General features: G+C 69.4%; 18 protein-coding genes. 4 read left to right on the top strand and 14 right to left on the bottom strand.

What is annotated here, in order from left to right; translation table 11 throughout:
- Positions 1-87 precede the first annotated feature (87 nt).
- Positions 88-1,008, top strand: coding sequence for an AEC family transporter (locus ACIA8X_RS24945; RefSeq protein ID WP_399459132.1), 921 nt, complete (start codon positions 88-90; stop codon positions 1,006-1,008).
- A 95-nt stretch (positions 1,009-1,103) separates the two neighbouring features.
- Here ACIA8X_RS24945 and ACIA8X_RS24940 read toward each other — a convergent pair whose 3' ends face one another.
- The 9 genes from ACIA8X_RS24940 to ACIA8X_RS24900 form a co-directional block, all read right to left on the bottom strand.
- The gene (locus ACIA8X_RS24940) at positions 1,104-2,381 is read right to left on the bottom strand and encodes a thymidine phosphorylase (RefSeq protein ID WP_393453834.1); all 1,278 of its coding nucleotides are present in this window, start codon (positions 2,379-2,381) and stop codon (positions 1,104-1,106) included.
- Positions 2,382-2,472: 91 nt separating this feature from the next.
- On the bottom strand, positions 2,473-2,880 hold the full coding sequence (locus tag ACIA8X_RS24935; protein ID WP_393453831.1) for a cytidine deaminase: 408 nt from the start codon (positions 2,878-2,880) through the stop codon (positions 2,473-2,475).
- Positions 2,877-4,142: an ABC transporter permease gene (locus tag ACIA8X_RS24930; protein ID WP_393453828.1), complete on the bottom strand. Its 1,266-nt coding sequence runs from the start codon at positions 4,140-4,142 to the stop codon at positions 2,877-2,879. The genes ACIA8X_RS24935 and ACIA8X_RS24930 overlap by 4 nt, the downstream gene beginning before the upstream one ends.
- Positions 4,139-5,260 (bottom strand): ABC transporter permease, encoded by a 1,122-nt coding sequence (locus ACIA8X_RS24925; protein ID WP_393453825.1) that lies wholly within the window; start codon positions 5,258-5,260, stop codon positions 4,139-4,141. The genes ACIA8X_RS24930 and ACIA8X_RS24925 overlap by 4 nt, the downstream gene beginning before the upstream one ends.
- The gene (locus ACIA8X_RS24920) at positions 5,260-6,846 is read right to left on the bottom strand and encodes an ABC transporter ATP-binding protein (RefSeq protein ID WP_393453822.1); all 1,587 of its coding nucleotides are present in this window, start codon (positions 6,844-6,846) and stop codon (positions 5,260-5,262) included. Before ACIA8X_RS24920 ends, ACIA8X_RS24925 begins: the two co-directional genes overlap by 1 nt.
- Before the next feature lie 346 nt (positions 6,847-7,192).
- Positions 7,193-8,242: a BMP family protein gene (locus ACIA8X_RS24915; RefSeq protein ID WP_393453819.1), complete on the bottom strand. Its 1,050-nt coding sequence runs from the start codon at positions 8,240-8,242 to the stop codon at positions 7,193-7,195.
- 266 nt (positions 8,243-8,508) lie between these two features.
- On the bottom strand, positions 8,509-9,564 hold the full coding sequence (locus ACIA8X_RS24910; RefSeq protein WP_393453816.1) for a BMP family protein: 1,056 nt from the start codon (positions 9,562-9,564) through the stop codon (positions 8,509-8,511).
- Positions 9,565-9,984: 420 nt separating this feature from the next.
- Positions 9,985-11,205 carry an amidohydrolase gene (locus ACIA8X_RS24905; protein ID WP_393453813.1) on the bottom strand — a complete coding sequence of 407 codons (1,221 nt, stop codon included), beginning with the start codon at positions 11,203-11,205 and terminating at the stop codon, positions 9,985-9,987.
- 400 nt (positions 11,206-11,605) lie between these two features.
- Complete coding sequence (locus tag ACIA8X_RS24900; protein ID WP_399459131.1) at positions 11,606-12,346, bottom strand: hypothetical protein; 741 nt, start codon at positions 12,344-12,346, stop codon at positions 11,606-11,608.
- A gap of 287 nt (positions 12,347-12,633) precedes the next feature.
- Here ACIA8X_RS24900 and ACIA8X_RS24895 point away from each other — a divergent pair, with 287 nt between their 5' ends.
- Positions 12,634-13,344 carry a class I SAM-dependent methyltransferase gene (locus tag ACIA8X_RS24895; protein WP_399459130.1) on the top strand — a complete coding sequence of 237 codons (711 nt, stop codon included), beginning with the start codon at positions 12,634-12,636 and terminating at the stop codon, positions 13,342-13,344.
- A 1-nt stretch (position 13,345) separates the two neighbouring features.
- On the opposite strand, the gene ACIA8X_RS24890 is transcribed toward ACIA8X_RS24895, so the two are convergent.
- Positions 13,346-13,771, bottom strand: a complete 426-nt coding sequence (locus ACIA8X_RS24890; RefSeq protein ID WP_399459129.1) for an ATP-binding protein — start codon at positions 13,769-13,771, stop codon at positions 13,346-13,348.
- Positions 13,772-13,997: 226 nt separating this feature from the next.
- Between ACIA8X_RS24890 and ACIA8X_RS24885 the strand changes: the two genes are divergently transcribed.
- Both ACIA8X_RS24885 and ACIA8X_RS24880 read left to right on the top strand, forming a co-directional pair.
- The gene (locus ACIA8X_RS24885; RefSeq protein ID WP_393453801.1) at positions 13,998-14,849 is read left to right on the top strand and encodes a helix-turn-helix domain-containing protein; all 852 of its coding nucleotides are present in this window, start codon (positions 13,998-14,000) and stop codon (positions 14,847-14,849) included.
- Between the two features lie 8 nt (positions 14,850-14,857).
- Positions 14,858-15,052, top strand: coding sequence for a DUF397 domain-containing protein (locus tag ACIA8X_RS24880; protein ID WP_399459128.1), 195 nt, complete (start codon positions 14,858-14,860; stop codon positions 15,050-15,052).
- On the opposite strand, the gene ACIA8X_RS24875 is transcribed toward ACIA8X_RS24880, so the two are convergent.
- The 4 genes from ACIA8X_RS24875 to ACIA8X_RS24860 all read right to left on the bottom strand — a co-directional run bounded on the left by ACIA8X_RS24875 (position 15,039) and on the right by ACIA8X_RS24860 (position 19,833).
- Positions 15,039-16,109: a hypothetical protein gene (locus ACIA8X_RS24875; RefSeq protein WP_393453938.1), complete on the bottom strand. Its 1,071-nt coding sequence runs from the start codon at positions 16,107-16,109 to the stop codon at positions 15,039-15,041. The two genes, ACIA8X_RS24880 and ACIA8X_RS24875, sit on opposite strands and share 14 nt — an antisense overlap.
- 133 nt (positions 16,110-16,242) lie before the next feature.
- Positions 16,243-17,181: an N-acetylneuraminate synthase family protein gene (locus ACIA8X_RS24870; RefSeq protein WP_399459127.1), complete on the bottom strand. Its 939-nt coding sequence runs from the start codon at positions 17,179-17,181 to the stop codon at positions 16,243-16,245.
- 13 nt (positions 17,182-17,194) lie between these two features.
- Positions 17,195-18,454, bottom strand: a complete 1,260-nt coding sequence (locus ACIA8X_RS24865) for a cytidylyltransferase domain-containing protein (protein WP_393453792.1) — start codon at positions 18,452-18,454, stop codon at positions 17,195-17,197.
- Positions 18,455-18,519: 65 nt separating this feature from the next.
- Positions 18,520-19,833: a DUF6716 putative glycosyltransferase gene (locus tag ACIA8X_RS24860; RefSeq protein WP_393453789.1), complete on the bottom strand. Its 1,314-nt coding sequence runs from the start codon at positions 19,831-19,833 to the stop codon at positions 18,520-18,522.
- Between the last annotated feature and the right edge of the window lie 23 nt (positions 19,834-19,856).

Raw genomic sequence — 19,856 nt, 5'->3', positions numbered from 1 at the left:
CCTCCTTCCCCGGAGGGTTAGCTGCATGTCCCACGTATCAGCGCGTCCCCGAATACCCTGCGTCTCCATCCCTGCCAAGGAGGTGCCGTGCAGGGGGTGTTGACCGGGTTCGCGGTGATCGCGGTCGTCATCGGGGTGGGCTATGTGATCGGCCGGCGCGGTTACCTCGGCGACCAGGGCCGTGAGGTCCTCACCAAGCTGGCCTTCCACGTGGCGTCCCCGGCCCTGCTGTTCACCACGCTCGCGCAGACCGACCTCTCGGTGATCTTCTCCAGCCGACTGCTGGTCACGGCGCTGAGCACGGCCGCCGTGGCCGGAGTCTTCGTCGCGGTCGGCGTCATACGGGGCTGGGGCGTGGGCCGTACGACGATCGGCGCCCTGTGCTCCAGCTACGTCAACTCCGGCAACCTCGGCATCCCCATCGCGGTGTACGTCCTGGGCGACGCCTCGCTCGTGGCGCCGGTCCTGCTCTTCCAGCTGGTCGGCGTGACCCCCATCGCCCTGACCGTCCTCGACCTGTCCGGCAAGGGCGCGAAGGGCCCGCTGTGGCGTCGGCTCCTGACACCGTTGCGCAACCCGATCGCGGTCGGCTCACTGGCGGGCGTCGCGGTGTCGGCGGCGGGGGTGAAGGTCCCGGCGCCCGTCCTGGACCCGCTGACCCTGATCGGCGGGATGTCGGTCCCGGCGGTCCTGCTGGCCTTCGGCATCTCCCTGTGCGGCAGCACGATGCCGGGCCGGGGCCCGGACCGGCATCCGGTGTTTCTCTCGGTCGCGCTGAAGTCGGTGGGCCAGCCGGCGGTGGCGTGGGCACTGGCGGTGGGGGTGTTCGGGCTGCGGGGCGCTCAACTGCTGGACGTGGTGGTGACGTCGGCCCTGCCCGCCGCGCAGAACCTGTTCACCTACGCGTCCAGTTACCGCGTCGGCGAACGGCTGGCGCGGGACTCGATCCTGCTGTCGACGGTGATTTCGGTGCCGGTTTTGGTGGTCATCGCCGCGCTCCTGGGCTGAGCCGGGCCGGAGCCGGGCAAGCACGACGGGCCGGGACCCGAAGGCCCCGGCCCGTCGCACGTTCACTCGCCTCGGGCGATACGCACCGACTCGCCTCAGGCGATGCGCTCCAGCACCACCGGCGAGGCCGTGAATTCCGTGCCCGCCGCCGCGATGTCGTAGGAACCCTCCACCGCCTGCAGCGCGTACTCGAACCGCTCCGGCGTGTCCGTGTGCAGGGTCAGCAGGGGCTGGCCCTCGGTGACCGTGTCGCCGGGCTTGGCGTGCAGTTCGATGCCCGCGCCCGCCTGCACCGGGTCCTCCTTGCGGGCGCGCCCGGCGCCCAGACGCCAGGCGCCGACGCCGATGTCGTAGGCGTCGAGGCGGGTGAGGACGCCGGAGGACGGGGCCTTGATGACGTGCTGCTCGCGGGCCACCGGCAGCTCCGCGTCCGGGTCGCCGCCCTGGGCCGCGATCATGCGCCGCCAGACGTCCATCGCCGAGCCGTCGGCCAGGGCCTTCGCGGGGTCGGCGTCCTTCACTCCGGCGGCGTCCAGCATTTCGCGGGCCAGGGCGATGGTCAGCTCCACGACGTCCGCGGGGCCGCCGCCCGCCAGGACCTCCACCGACTCGCGGACCTCCAGGGCGTTGCCCGCGGTGAGGCCGAGCGGGGTGGACATGTCCGTGAGGAGCGCGACCGTCTTCACGCCGTGGTCGGTGCCGAGGCCCACCATCGTGGACGCCAGCTCACGCGCGTCCTCGATCGTCTTCATGAAGGCGCCCGTGCCGACCTTCACGTCCAGGACCAGGGAGCCGGTGCCCTCCGCGATCTTCTTCGACATGATCGAGGAGGCGATCAGGGGGATCGCCTCGACCGTGCCGGTCACGTCCCGGAGCGCGTACAGCTTCTTGTCCGCGGGGGCCAGTCCGTCGCCCGCCGCGCAGATCACCGCGCCGGTGCCGTCCAGCACGGAGAGCATCTCCTCGTTCGACAGGAGCGCGCGCCAGCCCGGGATCGACTCCAGCTTGTCCAGCGTGCCGCCCGTGTGGCCGAGGCCCCGGCCGGACAGCTGGGGGACGGCCGCGCCGCAGGCCGCGACCAGGGGCGCCAGCGGGAGGGTGATCTTGTCGCCGACGCCGCCCGTGGAGTGCTTGTCGGCCGTCGGGCGGGACAGGGACGAGAAGTCCATGCGCTCGCCGGAGGCGATCATCGCGGCGGTCCAGCGGGCGATCTCGCGGCGGTTCATGCCGTTGAGCAGGATCGCCATGGCGAGCGCGGACATCTGCTCGTCGGCGACCTCCCCGCGGGTGTACGCGTCGATGACCCAGTCGATCTGCTCGTCGCTGAGCTCACCGCGGTCCCGCTTGGTGCGGATGACAGAGATTACGTCCATGGCCACGTCTTTCCTTCCGGCCGAACATTCTTGAAACGGCGCGGCCCCTCCGAGCGGCTCGCGGGAGCAACTCGGAAGGGCCGCACGGGAGTTACTTGCTGAGGTGGCCCGGCCCGAAGGCCTGGGGCAGCATCTGCGAGAGCGGCAGGATCCCCGCCGGGGTCTCCAGCAGCAGATCCGAGCCGCCGAACTCGTACAGCAGCTGACGGCAGCGTCCGCACGGGACAAGGACGTCGCCCTTGCCGTCGACGCAGGTGAAGTGCGTCAGCCTGCCGCCCCCCGAGTTCTGCAGCTCCGAGACCAGCCCGCACTCGGCGCACAGGGCGAGACCGTACGACGCGTTCTCGACGTTGCAGCCGGTGATCGTACGGCCGTCGTCGACCAGGGCCGCGACGCCGACCGGGTAGCCGGAGTACGGGGCGTAGGCGCGGGACATGGCGTCCCGGGCCGCCGCGCGCAGCTTGTCCCAGTCGACGTCGTGGGAGGCGGCCGGGGTCACTTGCCCTGGCCCTTCCGGTACGGCAGGCCGTCCGCCTTGGGCATCCGCAGGCGTTGCGCGGACAGGGTGAGGACGATGAGCGTGATGACGTACGGCGTGGCGGAGACGACCTGGTTCGGGACCTCGTTGGTGGTGGCGTACCAGGCGAAGACCAGGGCGCCGATGACGGCGGTGATCATCGACGAGGCGTACTTCTTGGTGATCACGAGCCAGATGGCGCCGATGATCAGCAGGAGCGCACCGAGCAGCAGCAGTGCGTGGACGTTCTGCGAGCCGCCGCGCAGGTTGAGGCTGTCGGTGTAGCCGAACAGGCCGGCGCCGAGGGCGAGACCGCCCGGCATCCAGTTACCGAAGATCATCGCGGCGAGACCGATGTAACCGCGGCCGCTGACCTGGCCCTCCAGATAGAAGGGGTTGGCCACGATGGAGAGGAACACGCCACCGAGGCCCGCCAGGCCGCCGGAGATGACCACGGCGATGTACTTGTACTTGTAGACGTTCACGCCGAGGGACTCGGCCGCGACCGGGTTCTCACCGCAGGAGCGCAGGCGCAGACCGAAGGCGGTGCGCCACAGGATCCACCAGGTGGCGGGGATCAGCGCCACGGCGATCACGGTCAGCCAGGACACGTTGGTGACCAGGCCGCCGAGGAGGCCGGCGATGTCCGAGATGAAGAACCAGCCCTGGTTGTTGAGGTCCCTGAGCCCGTCGGACAGGCCCGGCACCGTGAAGTTGCCGAGGGACTCCACCGCCGGGGACTGCTTGGCGGAGCCGCCCGCGTGGCCCTCGAAGGCGAGGGGCGCGAGGTAGCGGGTGGCGCCGAGGGCGAGGATGTTGATCGCCACACCGGAGACGATGTGGTTCACGTTGAAGGTGACGGTGACGAAGGCGTGCAGCAGACCGCCGAGCGCGCCGCCGAGGATGCCGACCAGGACACCGGTCCACGGGCCCCACTGGAAGCCGGCCCAGGCGCCGAACCAGGTGCCGAGGATCATCATGCCTTCGAGGCCGATGTTGACGACGCCCGCGCGCTCGGCCCACAGACCGCCGAGACCGGCGAGGCCGATCGGCACGGCGAGCTGGAGGGCGGTGGACATCTGGCTGACGTTGGTGATGCCGTCGGCGCCTGTGATGATGCGGACGATCGAGGTCAGCGCCAGGGCGCCGGCGATGACCAGCAGCAGGACGGGCCACGACAGGCGGCGCCCGGTCGGCGCGGCGGGCTGCAGCGTGGGCTGGTTGACGTCGGTGGCGGTGGTCATCGGCCAGCCACCTCCTTCGTGTTGTTGTCGGCGCCGAGCACGTGGCCGGCGGCGAGTTCCGCGCCGACCCGGCGCTGCTGGCGGCGCAGGCCCCACTCGCGTACGGCCTCGTAGGAGACGACGACGGAGAGCACGATCAGGCCCTGCATGATGACCGCGATCTCCTTGTCGTAGTCGTGGAAGTCCAGCTCGGGCGACGCCTTGTCGAGCCAGGCCCACAGCAGGGCGGCAAACGCGATGCCGACCGGGCTGTTACGGCCGAGCAGGGCGATGCCGATACCGAGGAAGCCGATGCCGGTGGGGAAGTTCAGGCTGTACGTGTGGGTGTCGCCGAGCAGGATCGGCAGACCGGCGAGGCCCGCGATGCCGCCGGAGAGCAGCATGGCGGTGAGCACCATGCGCTTGGGGTCGACACCGCTGGCCGCGGCGGCCGACTCCGAGGCGCCGGAGGCGCGCAGGTCGAAGCCGAAGCGGGTGCGGTTGAGGACGACCCAGTAGGCGATACCGAGCAGCACGGCGAGGAAGACCAGGCCGTAGATCTCGCCCGCGTCGCCCATGTCGATGCCGGGGACCCAGCCGGACTCGTGCATCTCGCCGGTGGTGTTGTTGTTGCCGACCTTGACGCCGAAGACGTTCGGCAGCCACAGGTAGGCGATGACCGACGTGGCGATCGCGTTCAGCATGATCGTGGCGACGACCTCGCTGACACCGCGGGTGACCTTGAGGACACCGGCGATGCCGGACCAGAAGGCGCCGGTGCAGACCGCGGTGAGGATCAGCAGCGGGATCTGCAGAGCCGCCGGCAGGTTCGCGTGGGCGCCGACGATGGCGGCCATCATGGCGGCGAGCTGGTACTGGCCGTCGACACCGATGTTGAACAGGTTCATCCGGAAGCCGATGGCCACCGCGAGGGCCGCGATGTAGTACATCGAGGCCTGGTTGATGATCAGGACCTGGATGTCGGAGAACGAGGCCTGCTCGAACATCAGGGTGTACGGCTCGATCGGGCTCTTGCCCGAGGCGATCAGCACGATCGCGCTGAGCACGAAGGCCACGGCGAGCGCGATGACCGGTCCGGCCACCGCGAGGAGCACGCGCTCCTTGTCGAACTTCTTCATCAGCGGGCCTCGTCTTCCGGAGCCTCGGGAGACTTACGGATCTCGGGGGTGTCTGCGCCGGGCTCGGCACTCTCGTCGTGTTCCAGGTGGCCGGTCGCGGCACCGGTCATGGCCGAGCCGAGCTCCTCCGGCGTGATGGTGGCCGGGTCGGCGTCGGCGACCAGCTTGCCGTTGTAGATCACGCGGAGGGTGTCGGACAGGCCGATCAGCTCGTCCAGGTCGGCGGAGATCAGCAGCACGGCCAGGCCCTCGCGGCGGGCCTCGCGGATGTGGTCCCAGATCGCGGCCTGCGCGCCGACGTCCACACCGCGGGTGGGGTGCGCGGCGATGAGGAAGCGCGGCTTGTGGCTCATCTCGCGGCCGACGATCAGCTTCTGCTGGTTGCCGCCGGACAGGGAGGCGGCGGTGACGTCGATGCCGGGGGTGCGGACGTCGTACGCCTCGACGATGCGGCGCGTGTCCGCCTGCGCGGCCTTCGGGTCGAGCCATACGCCCTTGGCGAGGGGCTTCTCGGTGACGTGGCCGAGGATGCGGTTCTCCCAGAGGGGGGCCTCCAGGAGCAGGCCGTGGCGGTGGCGGTCCTCGGGGATGTAGCCGACGCCCTGCTCGCGGCGCTTGCGGGTGGTCCAGCCGGTGATCTCCTCGTCGATCATCGTGATCGTGCCGGAGTCGGCGTGCTTGAGGCCGATGAGCGCGTCGACCAGCTCGGTCTGGCCGTTGCCCTCGACGCCGGCGATGCCCAGGACCTCGCCCGCGTGGATGGTGAAGGTGATGTCGTCCAGCAGGGCCTTGCCGCCGGCCGCCTCCAGGCGCAGCTTGTCGACGGTGATGACCGGGCGGTCGGTGACCGTGGACTCGGCCGTCTCCGGCGTGGGCAGCTCGCTGCCGACCATCATCTCGGCGAGCTGACGCGGGGTGGTCTCGGCGGGAACGGCGGTACCGACGGTCGTACCACGGCGGATGACGGTGATCTCGTCGGCGACGGACAGCACCTCGCCCAGCTTGTGGGAGATGAAGATGACCGACAGGCCCTCGGCCTTCAGCTCGCGCAGGTTGTCGAAGAGCGCGTCGACCTCCTGCGGCACCAGGACGGCCGTCGGCTCGTCGAGGATCAGCGTGGTGGCGCCGCGGTAGAGGACCTTGAGGATCTCCACGCGCTGGCGGGCGGCGACACCGAGCTCCTCGACGAGGCGGTCGGGCTGCACGCCGAGGCCGTAGCGCTCGGAGATCTCCTTGATCTTGCGGCGGGCCTTGGCGCCGATGCCGTACAGCTTCTCGCTGCCCAGGACGACGTTCTCCAGGACGGTGAGGTTGTCGGCGAGCATGAAGTGCTGGTGCACCATGCCGATGCCGCGCACGATGGCGTCGGCCGGCGAGGAGAAGCTCACCTGCTCGCCGTCGATCGCGATGGTGCCCTCGTCCGGCTTCTGCATGCCGTAGAGGATCTTCATCAACGTCGACTTGCCGGCGCCGTTCTCGCCGACGAGGGCGTGGACGGTGCCCTTGCGGACGGTGAGGTGGATGTCGTGGTTGGCCACGACGCCCGGGAACCGCTTGGTGATCCCGGCGAGCTGGACGGCGGTCACCTGACCGTTGACCGCCGCTCCGGCCGGAGGGCTGCTGGACGCGTTGATGGCGCACTCTCCTGGGGACGGGGGTCGTCTACGCGCGTAGCGCCCCTATGGCCTGAAAGGGGCCGACGCACCGCGGACAACGGGGTACGGGGAAAGCCCTTGGAAAGCCTCCCCGTACCCCGTTGAGCGGACGTAACCCCGGGGTTACCGCTGCTCAGGGTTTTGGGAGGTGTCTCATGGATCCTGTCGGCGTCGCGGGCCCTGGCACGCACATCTGCGCACCAGACCCCGCTCGGGTTGGCTACAAGCGAGCCGTCACCCGTAGCCGACCTGATCCATGAGACACCTCCCGCTGCAATCAGCTGGACTTGACCTTGATCTCGCCGCTGATGATCTTCTCCTTGGCCGTCTTGATGGCGTCCTGCAGCTCGGTGTTGTCCGCGAACTTCGGGTTGGAGTTCGACAGGCTCACCTCGCCGGTCTTCAGATCGCCACGAACGATACCGGTCTCCGGCTTACCGCCCTCGACCGACTGCGCCAGGTTGTACACCGCCTTGGCGACGTCCTTCATCGCCGAGGTCAGGATGGAGTCCTTGTACTTGGCGAGGGCTGCCTGCTTGTACTGGTCCGAGTCGACACCGATCGCCCACACCTTGTTGGCGGCGGCGGCCTCGATGACACCCTGGCCGGACAGACCGGCGGCCGCGTAGACGACGTCGGCCTTCTTCTCGATCTGGCCCTCGGCGGCCGACTTGCCCTTGTCCGGGCTGGAGAAGCCGCCCTCCTCCGCGGTCTGCGTGAGGTACTGGGAGAGGACCTTGACCTTCGAGTCGGTGTCCTTGACGCCCTGCTCGAAGCCGGCCTGGAACTTGTGGATCAGCGGGATGTCCACGCCGCCCACGAAGCCGACCGTGTTCGTCTTGGTGCTCTTGGCGGCGGCGACACCGGCGAGGTAGGACGCCTGCTCCTCGGAGAAGACCAGGTCGGCCACGTTCTTCGACTCGACCGTGGAGTCGTCCACGATGCCGAAGGTGGTGTCGGGGAACTTCTCCGCGGCACCCTTCACGGCGGCGGCGTACGCGTAGCCGACACCGATGACCGGGTTGTAGCCCTGCTTGGCCAGCGACACCAGTCGCTGCTCCTTGTCGGCGTCCGTCTCGCCCTCGGTGGGCTCGACGTCCTGGGTGTCGTACCCGAACTCCTTCTTCGCCTGCTCCAGACCCGCGTACGCGGCGTCGTTGAAGGACTGGTCGCCCTTGCCGCCGACGTCGTACGCGATGGCGAGCCCCTTGTTGGCGTCCTTCGACTCGGACGAGGCCGAGGTCGAGGTGCCGCCGCAGGCGGAGAGCGCGAGGGCCAGAGAGGCGGTCGCTGCGCCTGCGACCGTGATCCGGGAAATCCGGCGCATGTGTCGATGCTCCTGTCGTACGAGCGCCGGGACGGGTACTGCTTCACAGGTACTGCTTCACAGATACAGGTTCACAGCTACGGCGCTGGGCTTTCGCCGCAGATTAACGCGCGTAGACCTGCCTGAAAACCCCTTCTGTCCACCTTGTTATCCGCCCGTGGCCAAGTCCACGCGAGGCCTTGACCAACGTCCACGGATGTCCGGGTACGACGAAGCGGGCGGGCACCCCCCGGATGCCCGCCCGCTCTGTGTGTGTACGACCGCTACTACTCGGTCTTGACCTTGATGGAGCCGTCGATGATGCCCGCCTTGGCCTTCGCCACGGCGTCGGAGAGACCCGCGATCTTGGCGAACTCCGGGTTGGACTCGGACAGGCCGACGCCGTTGACCTTCAGGTCGAAGGTCTGGGTGCCGGTCAGCGGCTTGTCGTCCTCGACGGACTTGGCCAGCGCGTAGACCGCGCCGCCGACGTCCTTGAGGGCGGAGGTGAGGATGTAGCTCTTGTAGTTGGCGAGAGCCGCCTGCTGGTACTGGTCGGAGTCGACGCCGATCGCCCAGACCTTGGCCTTCGCGGCGGCCTCGATGACGCCCTGGCCGGACAGACCGGCCGCCTGGTAGACGACGTCGGCCTTCTTCTCGATCTGGCCCTCGGCGGCGGCCTTGCCCTTGTCGGGGCTGGAGAAGCCGCCCTCCTCGGCGGTCTGGGTCAGGTACTGCGAGACGACCTTGACCTTGCCGCCGCTGGTGTCCTGGACGCCCTGCTTGTAACCAGCCTCGAACTTGTGGATCAGCGGGATGTCCACGCCGCCCACGAAGCCGACCGTGTTCGTCTTGGTGGCCTTGGCCGCGGCGACGCCGGCCAGGTACGAGGCCTGCTCCTCGGCGAAGACGAGGGAGGCGACGTTGTCGCCCTCGACCACCGAGTCGACGATGCCGAAGGTGGTCTTCGGGTACTTCTTGGCCACGGCCTCCATCGCGGGACCGTAGGCGAAGCCGACGCCGATCACCGGGTTGTAGCCCTGCTTCGCCAGGGAGGCGAGGCGCTGCTCCTTGTCGGCGTCCGTCTCGCCCTCGGTGGGCTCGATGTCGGCGGTCTTGTAGCCGAACTCCTTCTGGGCCTTCTGGAGTCCCGCGTACGCGGCGTCGTTGAAGGACTGGTCGCCCTTGCCGCCGATGTCGTACGCGATGGCGAGACCCTTGGTGTCGCCGCTGGCGTCGCTGTCGCTGCCGCTGTCACTGCTGGTACCGCCACACGCCGTGGCAGCGAGCGCGATCGACGCGACCCCCACCGCGACACGGGTCAGTTTGGAAATCCGACGCATCGTGAAGTCCCCATTCTCCAAGCCCCGCAGTGGGTGCTGAGTTCGGCGCACATTAACGCGCGTAGACACTCCTGGGAACGGGGTTTCGCCGTGCCGTTATCCATTCGTGCCGATGGCCGGTTACGTCCTTGTGAACCATCGGATCGAAAGGCACGCATGGGACGACTGCACCGGAGGTGCCTCCGCTGCGATGGCGCTCAGGACGGCCCGCCATGGGCCAAGACTCTCCCGGCTGTGCGTTGGCCGCAAGCGGACAGGAGGGTCCGGTCGGCGATCACACTCAACGCCGCGCAGGGCAGCGTCCCTCAGGGGCGCGGGGCGGTATTGACATGCGGCTCCGCCGCGCGGGCGCGACCAGCCACGACGGCCCCGCAGCCGCCACACGACCGCACCCCCTACGGCGAAGGCGCGCCACCCCGCCTAACCCGCGGAGTCGAGAAGCGCAGCCGCCGTGAACAGCTCCACCCCCACCGTGATGGCGGACTCATCGACGTCGAAGTCACCCTGGTGCAGATCCCGGCCGACCCGATCACCCGGCAGACGCACACCCAGCCGAGCCATGGCGCCGGGGACATGCTCCAGGTACCAGGAGAAGTCCTCACCCCCGAGGCTCTGCTCGGTCCCCTCGACGGAGTCGGCCCCACGGCGAGCGGCCATGGCGGCGCGCATGAGCTCCGTCGCGTCGGGGTCGTTGACGACGGGCGGGACCCCGCGGACGTAGTTGATCTCCGACTTGGCGCGGTGCAGGTTGGCGACCTCGTCGATGGCGGCGACGACGAGGTCGGGCGCCTGCCGCCAGGTGTCGAGGTCGAGGCAGCGCACGGTCCCGGAGAGCTCGGCGTGCTGCGGGATGACGTTGGGCGCGTGGCCGGACTCGACGCGCCCCCAGGTCACGGCGAGCCCGCTGCGGGCGTCGGCGCGCCGGGCGACGATGGCGGGTACGTCGGTGACGACCCGGGCGGCCGCGGTGACGAGGTCGGTCGTCAGGTGGGGGCGAGCGGTGTGCCCGCCGGGCCCGTCGAGGGCGATTTCCAGCCGGTCGCAGGCGGACGTGATGGCGCCCTCCCGCAGCCCGATCTTCCCCGCGTCCACCTTGGGGTCGCAGTGCACGGCGAGCATCCGCCCCACACCCTCCAGCACCCCGCACTCGACGACGTCGGCGGCACCTCCGGGGAGCACCTCCTCGGCGGGCTGGAAGACCAGCCGGACGGGACGGGGCAGCTGCCCGCGCTTGAGCAGCTCGGCCAGGACCAGCCCGGCGCCCAGCACGACGGTCGTGTGGACGTCGTGGCCGCAGGCGTGTGCCCGGTCGGGAACCTTCGACCGATACGGGCACTCACTCTTCGTGTCCGGGATGGGCAGGCCGTCGATGTCGGCGCGCAGGGCGAGCATGGGCCGCCCGCCGTCCCACTCCCCGATGTCGCAGATGAGCCCGGTTCCGATGGCGAGCACGCGGGGCTTCAGGCCGGCCTTCTCCAGGCGGGCCTTGATCGCGGCGGTCGTACGGAACTCCTGGTTGCCGAGCTCAGGGTGCATGTGCAAGTCGCGCCGGAACTCGATGAGTTCGGCACGGAGCGCCTCCGGCAGGGTGCCGGGAAGGGCGGCTTCCCCTGGGTGATCGGCCTCGGACTCTGGGGACATCAGTTGGTTCACCCTCTGAAGGGTAGGACGCCGAGGTGGCCAACTGACCCTCGATCAACAAAAGTTCAACCCGTTTGGGGAAGAAAATCTGGCCGCCCGACGCGTAGGTATCGATTTGGGTGGGTAAACTCGCCCGCCTTTCCGCCGAGTCGATCATGGAACCGACGGAGACGGAGAGTGACGATGCCAGCCATCCACACCTCAACGCATACCACGATGCGGACAGAACCGTCGGTTGTGTTCGTCTGTCGGGATCGCGGACCCGGGGTGAACACCCGAACGTCCGCCCAGTCGCCGCACGGCCGGCCCCGGCGGCGCGTGGAGGCCTCTTCGACTTACCGGGCTGCGGGCATGTTGCCGTCGCGCCAGTCGTTCACGCGCTTGCGAAGGGAGGGCCCGGTTATTCCAGCTGCCCTACGTCGACGACGTCTTCAGATGATGGGGCGGTCGCCGAAACGGGCTGGCCGTAGTCGGTCAGCGTGAGATCGCCGGGCTCGTCCCCACCCTGCGTGACGATCCTGAGGATGTAGGGCTTGTTCTCCGTGGCGACGTAGGTATCCGTGGTGGCCCCGTCCTCTTCCTTGGTCAACGTGATCGCTGGTCTGCCGTCGACCTCGGTTTCCCTCCCCTTGCTCACCCCGTCCCTGACGTACGGCTCGAGCTCCTGGACCAGGGCATTGATGTCGCAGAACTCGGCCGCATCACCAGCACCCTCTGCTCCAGGAGGCACCTTGAGCCAACGGCCATCGAGCAAATTGATCAGCTCTTGCGCGTCGACCCCTTCCTCTTCCGCGATCTTGGTCCAGAAGGCGTCGTCACCGTTCACGTACGTGATATCCCCGGTGATGATGAGCCGACCAGTTCCACCGTTGATGCCCATCGTGCCTGCGCAGTCACCTTCCTTGTCCACGGCGAAATCGATGCGGATCTCCTCCTGGTGGCTGCGCCCCGAGCCCTTTATCCGGAGGGAGTCCGCGCCCTTGGTGGCGTCGATCGCTTTTTCCGCGATCTCTTCAGGGGGGAGATCCTCGACGTTGTTCGGGTCCTGCTGGGTGCTGACGGCCGTGAGTCCAGCCATCACAAGCACGGTGCTGCAGGCTGCTGCCGCGACTCTCGACAGACGCCGATGCTGGGGAGCCATGGCTGTCTCCTGTCGTCGATCTGCCCCTTACTCCACGATGTGACCGGCCTCCGTACGGGTGCAACAGGAGGTGTGGAAGGTACCGAAGGAGCGGCAGCGGCGAGCGTCGGGTGTGAGGTGTCGAGCACCGGCCGTTACAGGTGGCCGAGAGTTTGAGCTGCGCAAGTGGCGGATCCTGCCGGTCATCTCCCGCAAGGGCGCCCCGGAGATCCATCGGCCGGGAACTCCTGACACACCCCTGGTGAACTCCCGGACGCCTCTCCACTCGCCGCACTAGGGTGCGGCGGGTGACCGCCGAGAACCCCCAGACCCCCCAGATCCCCGCGACCACCGAGTACGCCGACTTCCTCGCCGCCACCCGTACCTCGTACGACGCCATCGCACCCGCCTACGCGGAGGCCTTCTCCGACTGGCCGGCCGACAGCCACCCCCTGGACCGCTCCCTGGTGACCGCCTTCGCCGACCTCGCCCGCGACCACTTCCCCGCGCCCGTCGCCGACCTCGGCAGCGGGCCCGGGTCCGTCACCGCCCACCTCCACGCCCTCGGCATACCGGTCTTCGGCGTCGACCTCTCGCCGCGGATGGTGGCTCTTGCCCGCCGTGCACACCCCGAACTCCGGTTCCACGTGGGCTCGATGACCTCCCTCGACCTCCCGGACGACACGCTCGGCGGAATCCTCGCCCTCTACTCGATCATCCACATCCCGACCGAGCACCTCGCCGCCACGTTCGCCGAGTTCCACCGCGTCCTGGTCCCCGGCGGTCATGTACTCCTCGCGTTCCAGGCCGGCCGGCCCGACGACGGCGACGAGGAACATCTCCACCTCGCCGAACGCTTCGGTCACGAGATCTCGCTCGACTACTTCTGGCGCACCCCGGACACGGTCGCCGCCCATCTGGCCAAGGCGGACCTCCAGCTCCAGGCTCGTGTCCTTCGCGAACCGGTCGACGCAGAGAAGTACGCACGGGCGTTCGTCCTGGCTCGCAAGCGGCCGTGACCTACGTGGCCAGTTCGCACCACACGTACTTGCCACAGTTGCCGTGCCGGGACAGCGGCTGCCACCCCCACAGGTCGGCGCAGGCCCGGACGAGTGCGAGGCCGCGCCCGTCCTCCAGCTCAGCCGCCTCCTGATCCAACGGCCTTGGCGCTTCCGGCGGTTCGGGATCCGCATCCCAGGCACCGATCCGCAGTACGCCCGCCGCCCAGCGCACCCTCAGGGCGGCGGGCCCCTTCGTGTGGCGTACGGCGTTGGAGACCAGCTCCGTGGCGAGCAGTTCGGCGACGTCGACGAGGTTGATCAGGCCGTGCATGGTGAGGATCAGGCGGAGGGTGCGGCGGCTTACGGTGACGGCGCGTACGTCGTTCGGGATGTACAGGGAGTACTCCCAGGGCTCGGACTCGGGCTTGGACTCGGCTTCGGGCATGGCTCAACTCCTGTTCGGTGGAGTGGGGGTGCGGTCAGCGGGCGGTGGCAGTGCCGCAGCCGTCATGGCAGGACGGAGTGGTGCGCTTCCGGGGATCCCGGCGTTCCGCAGCGTGTGCGTCGCATCACCGACGGTAGACCTTAGATTTAAGAAACGGCAAGCCGATCGCGTAACCTGGCCCCCGAACGAGTCCCGCTTGCAAGCGCGTTGAACCAAGGAGCAGTCGATGGGCACCAAGCGCGAGCCCACAGCGCGACAGATGCGGCTGGCGGTCGAATTGCGCAGACTCCGCGAAGCAGCGGGGCTCAGTGCCCGTGAGGCAGCAGCACTGCTCGGCGTGAACTCCGTCCAGATCAGCCAGATCGAGCTGGGCACGTCAGGCGTGAGCGAGCAGCGGCTGCGTCGACTCGCAGCGCACTACGCCTGCACGAACGAGGAGTTCATCGAGGCCCTGACCGCGATGGCGACCGACCGGACGCGCGGCTGGTGGGAGGAGTACCGGGGTCTGCTGCCCACGTCGTTTCTGGACCTCTCCGAGCTGGAGCACCACGCCACCTACCGCTGGGATGTCGACTTCCTGCACGTCCCCGGCCTTCTCCAGAGCGAGGACTACGCACGAGCGCTCTTCTCGCGCCGAGTTCCCGAACTCCCGCAGAGTGAACTGGAGTTGCGTGTCCGCCATCGCATGCAGCGCCGCGTCATCATCGGGGAGGCACAACCGATCCCGTACGAAGCCCTGGTCCACGAGGCCGCGTTGCGCATCAGAGTCGGCGGTCGCGCCACCTCGCGTGCTCAGCTCGCCCGCATCCTGGAGCTCTCCGAGGCAGACCACATCACTGTGCGCGTCATCCCCTTCGAGCTTGACGAATTCGCCGACGTCACCGCCGACATGGTGTACGCCGGCGGCACCGTTCCGAGGCTGGACACCGTGGTACGTGACGGCCCTCACGGCACGCTCTTCATCGACTCCGAAGCCCAGCTCGGCGTCTTCCGAACACTCTTCCGTAGAGTGGAGGCGGTGTCGCTCGAACCCGAGCGGTCGCGTGACCTCATCCACGGGCTGGCGAAAGAGCTGTGAGGCAACACATGGGCACCCCCGACGTCTGGCGGAAGTCGTCCTACTCCGGCAGTGGCGACGGCAACGCCTGCGTGGAAATCTCAAACCGCCGCACCCACATAGCCATCCGCGACTCAAAGGCCCCGGCCTACGGAACCCTCACCGTCCCGGCCGCGGCCTTCGCCCCCTTCGTCGAAGCCCTGAAGACGCTCACACGGCCGTAACGGCCGACAGCCGGGTCACATCCCGAGCCGTCCCCGTAACCCCCGACAAAAACCCCTGCGCCCGAGGCGAAGCGTTCTCCGTCAGCCACGCCGGGTCGATGTCACACACCGCGACCCGCACCTCCGTGCCGGACAGCGCCAGCGGCAACGTGTGCACGACCGTCGACGGGAAGCTCAGGATCGTCCGGCCGATGGGACCGCGCCGCGCGATCAGCTCCAGCGGCAGGTCCGGCCGTACGACCTCCAGGCCCGTCTCCACCGCCAGCCGGTGCAGCTTCTCCGCGCTCTCGCGGCGGTGGGCGAAGTAGCGGGTGGCGCCGTGGGTCTTGGCGAGGGAGCTGACGGCCTCCAGGTAGCGGTCGCCGTCCACGACGCCCGTCTCGACCAGCGACGTGCCGACCATGTCCGCGCCCTTGGTGATGCGGGGCGGGCCGAAGCGGTCGCGGGTCCAGGCGAAGGTGTTGGCGGTGACCGTGACGCCGTCCGGGGTCTGCTCCATCGGCATGGACGAGAAGATCTCGACCGTCCGCCGCTCGCTCGGCGTGAGGCGCTTGCGGGCCGCCGACGACACCGGCGCGAAGACCAGGTCGCGAGGGCCGGGGCGGCCGCCCTTGCGGTGCCAGCGGACCAGGCGTTCGCCGCGGGCGAGTTGGGCGACGAACTCCATGGTGGCCGTGCCGTCGTCGACCACGACCAGGTCGCGGGCCTTGGTGATGGTCAGGAGGAGTTGTACGTAGCGGGAGAAGGGGTCGCCCAGGACTATCCGGGCGGCACGGCGGAGCAGGCCCGCGAGGCCGCCGATCGTCTGGAACGGGGCCGCCGCGCCGCCCCGCGCCTCCTCCCAGCGGACCTCGTGGCCGTCGTCGCGCGCCAGCTCGGCCATCCGGCGCAGCTGGCCGCGGGTCATGGGGTCGATCGGGGACAGGACGACGAGGGTGAGTCCCGCACCGACGGTGTGCTGGTGGGTGTGCGCCCACTCCAGCACGTTCAGGAGCTGTACCGGGCTCTCGACGAAGGCGAGAGTGTGGGGGCCGGTGTTCCCGGCGCGGGTGCTCATCGACGTACGACCGTCCCGTCGTAAGGCGCTCATGCGGCGCTCGTATTCAGAAGTCGCTGGAACCGGCTCCGAGTCCGAGCGCCCGCACTGGGAGCACTCGGACCCGGATTCAGCAAGGTCTGTCAGGTCTGTCTCAGACCGAGACCGGCTCGCCCGCCGCCGCGGCGATCTCCGCCTCGGCGACCACACCGGCGACGCGGCGCAGCTTCTTCATCGGGCCGAGCTCCGAGTCGTAGACCTGCTTGACGCCGTCACCGAGGGAGGCCTCGATGGTGCGGATGTCGCGGACGAGGCGCGTCAGGCCCTGCGGCTCGACCGAGGCGGCCTGGTCCGAACCCCACATCGCGCGGTCCAGGGTGATGTGACGCTCGACGAAGGTCGCCCCGAGCGCGACCGCGGCGAGGGTGGTCTGCAGGCCCGTCTCGTGGCCGGAGTAGCCGATCGGGACGTTCGGGAACTCCTTCTCCAGCGTGTTGATCACGCGGAGGTTGAGCTCCTCGGCCTTCGCGGGGTACGTCGAGGTGGCGTGGCACATGAGGATGTTGTCCGAGCCGAGGACCTCGACCGCGTGGCGGATCTGCTTCGGCGTCGACATGCCGGTCGACAGGATCACGGCCCGACCCGTCGCACGCAGGGCGCGCAGCAGCTCGTCGTCGGTGAGGGAGGCGGAGGCGACCTTGTGGGCGGGGACGTCGAACTTCTCCAGGAAGGCGACGGCCTCGGTGTCCCACGGGGAGGCGAACCAGTCGATGTTCTTGCTCTTGCAGTACTCGTCGATCTGGCGGTACTCGTCCTCACCGAACTCCACACGGTGGCGGTAGTCGATGTAGGTCATCCGGCCCCAGGGGGTGTCGCGCTCGATGTCCCACTGGTCGCGCGGGGTGCAGATCTCGGGGGTGCGCTTCTGGAACTTGACGGCGTCACAGCCGGCCTCGGCGGCCGCGTCGATGAGCTTGAAGGCGTTCTCCAGCTCACCGTTGTGGTTGATGCCGATCTCGCCGCAGATGTAGACGGGCTTGCCGGGGCCGACTTCACGTGAACCGAAGTTGCGCAGGCGGGAGTAGGTGCTCATGGCAGAGATGTCCTTACTTGGTGAGGGAGTCGAGAGAGGGGCCGAGGATCCAGCTGGCGATCTCTCGGATCGCGCCGTCGCCACCGGGGGTGGCGGTGACCGCGCGTGCGGCGCCGCGCACGACGTCGTGGGCGCTCGCGACCGCCACGGGCCAGCCCACGAGGGCGAAGCACGGGAGGTCGTTGACGTCGTTGCCGACGTAGAGCACGCGCTCAGGCGCGATGCCCTGCTCCTCGCACCACTGCTTGAGTGCGAGGTCCTTGCGGTCGATGCCGTGCAGCACGGGAATCTGCAGCTTCCGCGCGCGGGCGGCGACGACCGGGTTCTGCTCCGTGGACAGGATCAGCATCTTGAGCCCGCTCTTGCGCAGGGCCGCGATGCCGAGGCCGTCTCCGCGGTGCACGGAGACGAACTCCTTTCCATCGGCATCGATCAGCACCCGGTCATCGGTCTGGGTGCCGTCGAAGTCCAGTACGACCGCGTCGATGTCGTCGACGGTCGGGAGTGCGCCGGGTCGGTCCGCGTCGAACAGCGGCGCCAGCGCGCGGGCGCGGGCCAGGTCGTGCGGATCGTCGATCTCCAGGACCCGGGCGGGGTCGGTGCGCACCAGTTCGGTGCGGCCGAAGAAGCGGTGCTTGTGCTCGCGGAAGCCGCCGGCGGCCATCGCGTAGGCGGCGCCGGTCTCCAGGAAGTCCTGGGGGCGGTCCTGGCGGCGCGGGCGGAAGGTCTTGTCGTGGTTGACGCCGTAGCCGCCGGTGGTGGCCGCGCGCTCGGACTCCGCGGCGGTCGCGTCGTCGTCGCCGTGGCGCCACACGAAGCCGTGGAAGGGCGCGACGGTCAGGGAGGTGTCGGCGCCGTTGGCGACGATGGCCTTGACGACGGCGTCGATGTCCTCGCGGACGATGAACGGGCTGGTGCACTGCACGAGCAGGACCACGTCCACCGGCGCGCCGTGCAGCGCCTCGTGGGCGTCCATGGCGTGCAGCACGGCCGCCTCGGAGGTGGCGGTGTCACCGGCGATGGCGGCGGGGCGCAGCACGACCTCGGCGCCGGCCTGCCGGGCCGCGGCGGCGATGCCCTGGTCGTCGGTGGAGACGACGACGTCCGTGACGAGTCTGGAAGCCCGGCACTCACGGACCGCCCGCGCCACCAGCGGCACGCCGCCGACGGGCATGAGGTTCTTCGCGGGCACGCCCTTGGAGCCGCCGCGCGCGGGGATCACGGCGAGCACGCGGGGCACCGAAGTGCCTTGACCTGCTTCCGGGTTGGACATGGGCATTACTCCTTGGGCTCCTTGGAAAGGCTTCGGGGCGCGTCCCGGCGCCCCGGTCGGGTCGCTCACAGCTCCCCCATCCGCCGGATGACCGGGGCCACGCGCTGCACGCCGTGGCGGTAGGCGCCGCGTGCCGCCCGGCGCACTATCTGGCGGACCGGGCCGGGCTCCTTGTCATGGGCGGGGGCGCCGGGCAGCGGGCTGCCGTCCGGGCCGAGGTGGTGGCGGGCGAGGATGCCGGGCAGATAGCCGGGCGCGGTGGCCGGCGTGTAGTACGGCGTGAGGGCGGGCCGCCCGCCGGGCCGGTCCAGCAGCTTGGCGATGCGCTGGCGTGCCGCGTCGAAGGCGGTGGCGTAGGAGCCGTCGGCGCAGACGCCCTGCCGGGACACCCACTCCTCGTCGGCCGTCGGGCTGTGCCCCTCGTCGAGCTGGTCCCAGGAGGCGAGGCAGCCGGAGCCCACGAAGTGGTGGTTGCCGAGCACCTCGCGCACGCCGAGGTCGCTGAGGACGACGGTGGGGATACGGCGGTGCAGCGACTCGAGGGCCGCCGTGGAGCTGATGGTGACCAGCAGGTCGGTGCGGTCGAGGACCTCGCCCATGTTCCCGTAGACCAGCTTGAAGTTGGCCGGCGGGTCGAGCGACTGCACCAGCTTCTGGTACGGCAGCTCCTCGATGTGCGTGGTGTGCTCGCCCGGCTTGGAGCGCAGCTTGAGCAGGACCTCGCGCTCGGGGTGCTTACGGGCGTGCTGGATCAGCCGGTTCAGCAGGTACGTACGGTCCTTGCGGCTGTCCGGCACGGAGGGCTGGGCGGCGAAGACGACCGTGTACGGGTCGTGCTCGCCGGCGTAGGGCTCCCCGCCGAGGAACGGCAGCGCCACCTCGGTCACCGAGGAGGCGTCGGCGCCGACCCCCTCGTACACCGCGCGGAATCGCTCGGCGTCCTGACGGGAGTTGGCGAGGACGAGGTCCGCGCCGTGCCGCAGCAGCAGGCCGTCCGCGAGCTTCTCGTAGACGACACCGACATAGCCGGTGACGACGACGGGCCGCTCCGGGCGCTCTTCCCAGACCCGTTTCAGGCCGTGCAGCATGGCCTGCACTCCCCCGCCGACGAGCGAGAGGACCAGGACGTCGTACGACTCCTGCGCCATGGTCCGCAGGAACTCGACGGCGGTCACCTCACGGAGGGAGTCGGCGTGGACGCCGACTTCCTGGAGCTGACGGGCTGTGGGGGTGGCCCGGCCACGCAGGAGATAGCCGTCCAGACGGATGTCCGAATTCTCCGGAGCGATACGGTTCGCGGTGAGCGCGCCCCATTTCCACCGGGTGTCGGAATCCGCGAGTACGGCCACTCGCCGGGTCTTCGTCACACTTGCTGGCACGTCGACGACGCTAGGAAGCGATT

Source organism: Streptomyces sp. NPDC051738 (assembly GCF_044453205.1).
GTDB lineage: Bacteria > Actinomycetota > Actinomycetes > Streptomycetales > Streptomycetaceae > Streptomyces.
Note: the sequence above shows the minus strand (reverse complement) of the source record. Positions and strands in the feature narration are given on the sequence as shown.